The sequence below is a fragment of the Rhodococcus sp. DMU2021 genome, from assembly GCF_019641445.1.
GTDB lineage: Bacteria > Actinomycetota > Actinomycetes > Mycobacteriales > Mycobacteriaceae > Rhodococcus > Rhodococcus pyridinivorans.
In genome coordinates, this window is the sequence record NZ_JAIFKB010000014.1 from 25,981 (window position 1) to 32,254 (window position 6,274).

Sequence of the window (6,274 nt, forward strand, 5' to 3'; positions counted from 1 at the left end):
GCTCAGGAGCCATCTCCGGGGTGCTCGGTCCCGGCGTACGTCATACGAACGGCCCTCGTGACCCGCCGGTAACGTTCTGTACCATCGTCGGTGATTTCGGGCGCCGGGGGAAGCTGACGCGGCTGGCGCATCCAACGTCGAAGGCGGCTGATGAGTTCTATTCTCGGTGTGACCGTGGGGGAGAGCGCCGTTCGGGTGGTGCGGCCGGTGGATCGAACGACCCCGACGGCGGGGTTCCAGTTCCAGGTGGTCGAAACCGGTAAGGACGATCCGGCGCGGCTGGCGGCAGGCACCCTCGGGGTGCTCTTCCAGACCGGTGTGGCGGGCGATCCGATCGAGCGGGTGGGACTGGTCTATCGCGACCACGCCCAGGGCGAGCGCCTGCGCGCGGCAATGGCCGTCGAGCACATCGACCGTTACCTGCTCGTCTCCGAACCCGAAGCCGCCGTCACCTATCTGCAGGCCACCGGCGAGCTCGGCAGCAACACCGCCGTCTTCTACGACCTCGGCGACGCCGGGCTCACCGTCACCGTCGTCGACCTCGTCTCCCGCGAGGTGCTCGCCGAACGCACCGACAGCATCGGCGGCCGCGTCTTCGACAACGTGATCCGCGACCACCAGCTCGACACCAACGGTGTGTGGCGCCCCGACGACCCCGCCACCGACGACGAATTGTCGGCCCAGTGCCGCGAGGCCAAGGAGAAGCTCTCGCAGAGCGAGACCGTGGCCGTGCCGGGCGCGGCAGGGGTCGTGCTCATGTCGCGCGAGACCTTCGATCCGCTCATCGCGCAGTGCGTCGAGTCGTCGGCGCAATTCGTGCACCAGGTGATCTCCCGTGCCGGTCGCAACCCCGAGGCCGTGGTCCTGCTCGGCGGCGGCGCGCACATCCCGCTCGTGCAGGAGGTGCTGCGCTCCTGGCTCGGCCTGCCCCTGGTGGTGCCGCACGAGCCCGAACTCGTCCTCGCCAAGGGCGGGGCCCTGGCCGCCGCGCAACCGGCCACCTCGCAACCGGTGAGCACCCTCACGCGCATCGTGCCGGGTCAGCCCCCGTCGACGAGCGCCGACACCGAGCAGATCCCGGTCGTCGCCGCCGCGGCCGCTGCGCCCACGGCTGCCGCCACCGGTGCGGAGTCCGCCGACGCGAAGAAGCCGTGGTGGTCGTCGCTGGCCGGTCGCGGTCCGTCGGTCAGCGGCAGGCAGATCTCCGGCGCCGGGATCGCGGGCACGGCTCTCGCGGTCGTCGCGGTCATCGGCGTGGCGCTGAGCACCGGCTTCACGAGTTCGTCGACCGACGAGACGAGCCCCACCCAGTCGTACATCCCGACGACCACCAACGCGCCGCGGCAGAATCCCGCGCCGGCGGTAGCGCCCACGCAGGTCACCACGACCACCACGGTCGAGCAGGAGCCGGCTCCGACCACCCATTCACCGCGCCCGGTTCCGCCGGCCCCCGAACCTCCGCCCGCTCCGGCTCCGACCATCCCGGGGCTGGGAGTGCCGGTCCCGACGCTGCCGCCGCTGCCGACGATCGAGCTGCCGCCGCTGCCGCAGATCCGGCTTCCCTGAGTCACCCGCTCACGCGCGTCGCGCGTGCCGGCCACCCGTCTGCTGTCCGGGGGCGTCGGTACGCGCGAGCACGGCGGCGATCGCCGTGGTGAGCGGCACCGACAACGTGAGCGCGATGCCGCCGACGCATGCGCGGACCAGCTCGATCGCCACGGCGTCGCTCGTGATCACATCGGTGATCGACCGCCCGGCCACCGAGAACAGCAGCAGGAGAGGCAGCGCGCCGCCCGCGTAGGCGAGGACGAGCGTGTAGACGGTGCTGGCGATGTGGTCGCGGCCCACGCGCATCGCCGCCGAGAAGATCTCACGACGCGACGACTCGGGATCGAGCCCGGCGAGTTCGAAGGCCGACGACGCCTGCGTGATGGTGACGTCGTTGAGCACACCGAGCGAGCCGATGATGAATCCCGCCAGCAGTAGGCCCGAGATCGACACGTGCCCGATGTACAGCTGCACGTCGGTGTTCTGTTCCTCCGACAGACCGGTCAGATGTGTCATGCGGATCGCGACGTAGGACAGCAGGGCCGCGACGACCATCGAGGCGAGCGTGCCGAGCAGCGCCGAACTGGTCCTCAGATTCACACCGTGCGCCAGGTACAGCACCGCGTAGAGGATCAGTGCACCGCCGACCAGTGCGACCGGCACGGCGGGTTTGCCGTCCAGGAGCGCCGGGAGCATGAACACCACCAGCACACCGAAAGCGACCACCAGGCCGATCAGGGCCCGCAGACCGCGCCAGCGGGCGATGGCGACCACCACGACAGCGAACGCTGCGACCACCAGGGCGAGCGGGAAGCCGCGGGCGTAGTCGTAGAAGGAGTACTGGGTGGCGCCCGCCGGATCGGTCTGGCGGACGAGACGGATCTCGTCGCCGGCCTGTAGATCGGGCTGACCCGGGCCGGGGATCACCTCGAGGAGCGTCCGGGCACCGTCGTCGGGACCGGATTCGATGGCGACGATGCTGCGTTCGCAGTCGAAGGCGTTGCTCGAGGGAGGGGACGGCTCACCGGTGAAGACGCGCCCGAAGGACGCGCTGCCGCACGGGCCGGTGTTCTGCTCGACGACCGTTCCGGCCTCGGTGACGACCGCGCCGCCGCTACTCGTCTGAAAGGGAGCGGGGATGTCCACGGCACGGCTGCTCGGCCATAACAGGGCGGTGCCGAAGAGCACCAGGAGACCGATCGCAGCCAGCAGGCCGACCACGATCTTCGCGGCGATGGGTCCGAGTGGGATGGGACTTTCGTCCTGCCCGTGGCCGTGTCCGTGGCCGAAATGGCCGTGTCCGTGATTCACCCGGACAGGCTAGCCAAGAGGCGAGATGGTTGGGGCTGGTGGTGGCGGGGAGCAGGGGGGGTGTCCCCGCCACCGTCACCTGATCTCGCACAGGGGGGATGGCGATCGATCAGGGAGCCCGGCACAGTGCGTAGTGCTTAGTGCCATAAGACAAATTACTGGTTCCGACCCCGGATTGGGGAGGGGTTGGCATGTGTCGATGGTCACGAAGCCGACAAACTGTCCGTTCGGGTAGGTCGACCGTGCCTCTAAACAGGGACTTTGGTCCCGAAAGGGGCAATGTAACTGTTCGGCAACGATTGCCCGCCTGGGGTCGGAAGCCCTGTTCCTACTGTTTGTAGGAGGACAGGAAGTTACCGATCCGCTCGATCGCCACCGCCAGGTCGCGTGCCCACGGCAGCGTGACGATGCGCAGATGGTCGTGGTTCGGCCAGTTGAAGCCCGTGCCCTGCGTGACGAGGATGCGCTCCTGCAGCAGCAGATCCTGCACGAGCTTCTCGTCGTCGTGGATGTCGTAGACCTCCGGATCCAGACGCGGGAAGGCGTAGAGCGCACCGCGCGGCTTCACGCAGCTCACGCCCGGGATGGCGTTGAGGCGCTCCCACGCGACGTCGCGCTGCTCGAGCAGGCGCCCACCGGGCCGTACCAGGTCCTCGATGCTCTGATAGCCGCCGAGCGCCACCTGGATGGCGTGCTGGGCCGGCACATTGGGGCACAAGCGGGTCGAGGCGAGCAGGTCGACGCCCTCGAGGAAGCCCTCTGCGTGATCCTTCGGGCCGGTGATGACCATCCAGCCCGACCGGTAGCCGGCGACCCGGTACGCCTTCGACAGGCCGTTGTAGGTCAGGCAGAGCAGGTCGGGGGCCAGCGAGGCGAGGGAGATGTGCTTCGAATCGTCGTACAGGATCTTGTCGTAGATCTCGTCGGCGAGCAGCAGCAACTGGTGCTTGCGGGCGAGGCGCACGATCCCCTCGAGCACCTCGTGCGAGTACACGGCGCCCGTCGGGTTGTTCGGGTTGATCACCACGATCGCCTTGGTGCGGTCGGTGATCCGGGACTCGATGTCGTCGAGGTCCGGGTTCCAGTCGTTGGTCTCGTCGCACAGATAGTGCACGGGGGTGCCACCGGCGAGCGAGGTCATCGCCGTCCACAACGGGTAGTCGGGTGCCGGGATGAGCACCTCGTCGCCGTCGTCGAGCAGGGCCTGCATGGTGATGGTGATGAGCTCGGAGACTCCGTTGCCCAGGTAGACATCGTTGATGTCGAACTTCGGGAAGCGCGGCACGAGCTCGTAGCGCGTGACGATCGCGCGACGGGCGGAGGCGATGCCCTTGGACTCCGAGTAGCCCTGCGCGTGGGGCAGCGCCGCGATCATGTCCTGCACGATCGTGTCGGGCGCCTCGAACCCGAACGGTGCGGGGTTGCCGATGTTGAGCTTGAGGATGCGATGCCCCTCGGCCTCGAGCCGCGCGGCGTGGGCGTGCACCGGCCCGCGGATCTCGTAGAGCACGTTCTGGAGCTTCGACGACTGCTCGAGCCGACGGCTGATGTGATGGTGAAGTTGGCCTTGCTCCTCGATAGTCACGGCTTACATCGTGCCACCGTGCCGCAACAGGATTTCATCCGCGTTTTGCCGGTTGCGGTAACGAGTTGGGAAACAAGGCGCGACGAATGTCCGGATCAATGCGATGATCGAGGTCCATCTAGGCCTCACGTCGGGGTGACGTGGGGGAATGCAAGGAGCAAGTGGTATGGCGCAGGGCACTGTCAAGTGGTTCAACGCGGAAAAGGGCTTCGGCTTCATCGAGCAGGATGGTGGGGGAGCAGACGTTTTCGTCCATTACTCCGAGATCCAGGGTTCGGGCTTCAAGACCCTGGACGAGGGGGCACGAGTCGAGTTCGAGATCGGCCAGGGGCAGAAAGGCCCGCAGGCTCAGGGTGTGCGCGCCATCTAGGTCGCACTCTTTCGAGAATTCCGCGTTCGACGGCGTCGCACTTCCGGTGCGGCGCCGTCGTCGTGTGCTCTCTGTCACAGCCGGGAGGCGTAGGCCTACCCGTCGGTAAGTACTGCTTGTAAGGTATATCCGGTTCGTGGGGTAACAGTTTGTTTTCTCCGGTTCGTGGGGATTCGTACCGGACGGTTTTTCCTTCCTGGGGGATTGGTGTTTGTGGATTCGGCTACTCCTCGCAGTGCGACACACGATCGATGGACCGACCCCAAGAAACGCCTCTGGCTGTACGGACTCGTCGTCCCCCTGAGCCCCTTCATCGCCTACTTCCTCGTCGAATACCTCCACCTCGGCGTCTTCTGGGCCACCGGTGCACTGGTCATCGCCGTCGTCTGCCCGTTGGTCGACGCGTTCGCGAGGCTGGACACGAGCAATCCGCCCGAGAGCGTGATGCGGACGCTCGAGAACGACCGGTACTACCGCTACTGCACCTATCTCTATCTCCCACTGCAATACGCGGGCCTGACATTCGGGTGCTGGATGTGGGTGTCGCAGCCCATGGGCGGCGCCGAACGATTCGCGATGGCCGCCACACTCGGCATCGTCGGCGGTGTCGGCATCAACGCGGCGCACGAACTCGGACACAAGCGCACCACCATCGAGCGGCGCCTCGCGAAGATCGCGCTCGCCCAGTCGTTCTACGGCCACTTCTACGTCGAACACAATCGGGGGCACCACGCCCGTGTGGCGACCCCGGAGGACCCGGCCACCGCCCGCATGGGAGAGAGCTACTGGCGCTTCCTGCCCCGTTCGGTGTTCGGCAGCCTCCGTTCCGCGATCCGTTACGAGAAGGGCCGGCTCGAACGTCGCGGCACGTCGTTCTGGAATCTGCGGCACAACGACATCCTCAACGCATGGGCGCTGAGCGTCGTCCTCTACGCGGTGCTCATCGCCGTGTTCGGCTGGTCGATCGCCCCGTGGCTCGTCGTCCAGGCCGTCATGGCGATCATGTTCCTCGAAGGCGCCAACTATCTCGAGCACTACGGGCTGCTGCGCGAGAAGCGACCGGACGGCAGTTACGAACGCGTGCAGCCCCAGCACAGCTGGAACAGCAACCACGTGTGCTCCAACCTGTTCCTCTACAACCTGCAACGGCACAGCGACCATCACGCCAATCCGCTGCGCCGCTACCAGACCCTGCGGTCGATGCCGCAGGTGCCGCAGCTACCCGCCGGTTACGCGGTATTGATCATCCTGGCTCTGTTCCCGCCGCTGTGGCGGCGCATCATGGACCCGCGACTGCTCGAGCACTACAGTCACGATTTCTCGCGAATCAATATTGAGCCTGAGAAACGAAATGCGATTCAGGCACGATACGGTGGTCGCAGTTAGGCGCCATGTCGGGGAGACCGCGCCGTTTCTGTGATGCGCACACCCGTGCGGATCATGCGCGCCCGGGGAGATAA

The 6,274-nt window shown here is 66.8% G+C and carries 5 protein-coding genes; 3 read left to right on the forward strand and 2 right to left on the reverse strand.

Going from position 1 to position 6,274, the window contains the following annotated elements; translation table 11 throughout:
- Nucleotides 1-150 precede the first annotated feature (150 nt).
- Nucleotides 151-1,566, forward strand: a complete 1,416-nt coding sequence (locus K3M35_RS18230) for an Hsp70 family protein (protein WP_259444210.1) — start codon at nucleotides 151-153, stop codon at nucleotides 1,564-1,566.
- Nucleotides 1,567-1,575: 9 nt separating this feature from the next.
- On the opposite strand, the gene K3M35_RS18235 is transcribed toward K3M35_RS18230, so the two are convergent.
- Together K3M35_RS18235 and K3M35_RS18240 are read right to left on the reverse strand one after the other, a co-directional pair.
- A complete protein-coding gene (locus K3M35_RS18235) occupies nucleotides 1,576-2,859 on the reverse strand; it encodes a YibE/F family protein (protein WP_064060361.1) in 1,284 nt (427 codons plus the stop codon).
- 328 nt (nucleotides 2,860-3,187) lie between these two features.
- A complete protein-coding gene (locus K3M35_RS18240) occupies nucleotides 3,188-4,444 on the reverse strand; it encodes a pyridoxal phosphate-dependent aminotransferase (RefSeq protein WP_019291004.1) in 1,257 nt (418 codons plus the stop codon).
- A 166-nt stretch (nucleotides 4,445-4,610) separates the two neighbouring features.
- Between K3M35_RS18240 and K3M35_RS18245 the strand changes: the two genes are divergently transcribed.
- Nucleotides 4,611-4,814, forward strand: a complete 204-nt coding sequence (locus K3M35_RS18245) for a cold-shock protein (protein WP_006553044.1) — start codon at nucleotides 4,611-4,613, stop codon at nucleotides 4,812-4,814.
- 213 nt (nucleotides 4,815-5,027) lie between these two features.
- Nucleotides 5,028-6,200 (forward strand): alkane 1-monooxygenase, encoded by a 1,173-nt coding sequence (locus tag K3M35_RS18250; RefSeq protein ID WP_220666843.1) that lies wholly within the window; start codon nucleotides 5,028-5,030, stop codon nucleotides 6,198-6,200.
- Nucleotides 6,201-6,274 lie beyond the last annotated feature (74 nt).

What these genes read in the sequence shown, in the direction of transcription:
- K3M35_RS18245 (WP_006553044.1), top strand. Translation starts at nt 4,611, where the DNA reads ATGGCGCAGGGCACTGTCAAGTGGTTCAACGCGGAAAAGGGCTTCGGC.
- K3M35_RS18230 (WP_259444210.1), top strand. Translation starts at nt 151, where the DNA reads ATGAGTTCTATTCTCGGTGTGACCGTGGGGGAGAGCGCCGTTCGGGTG.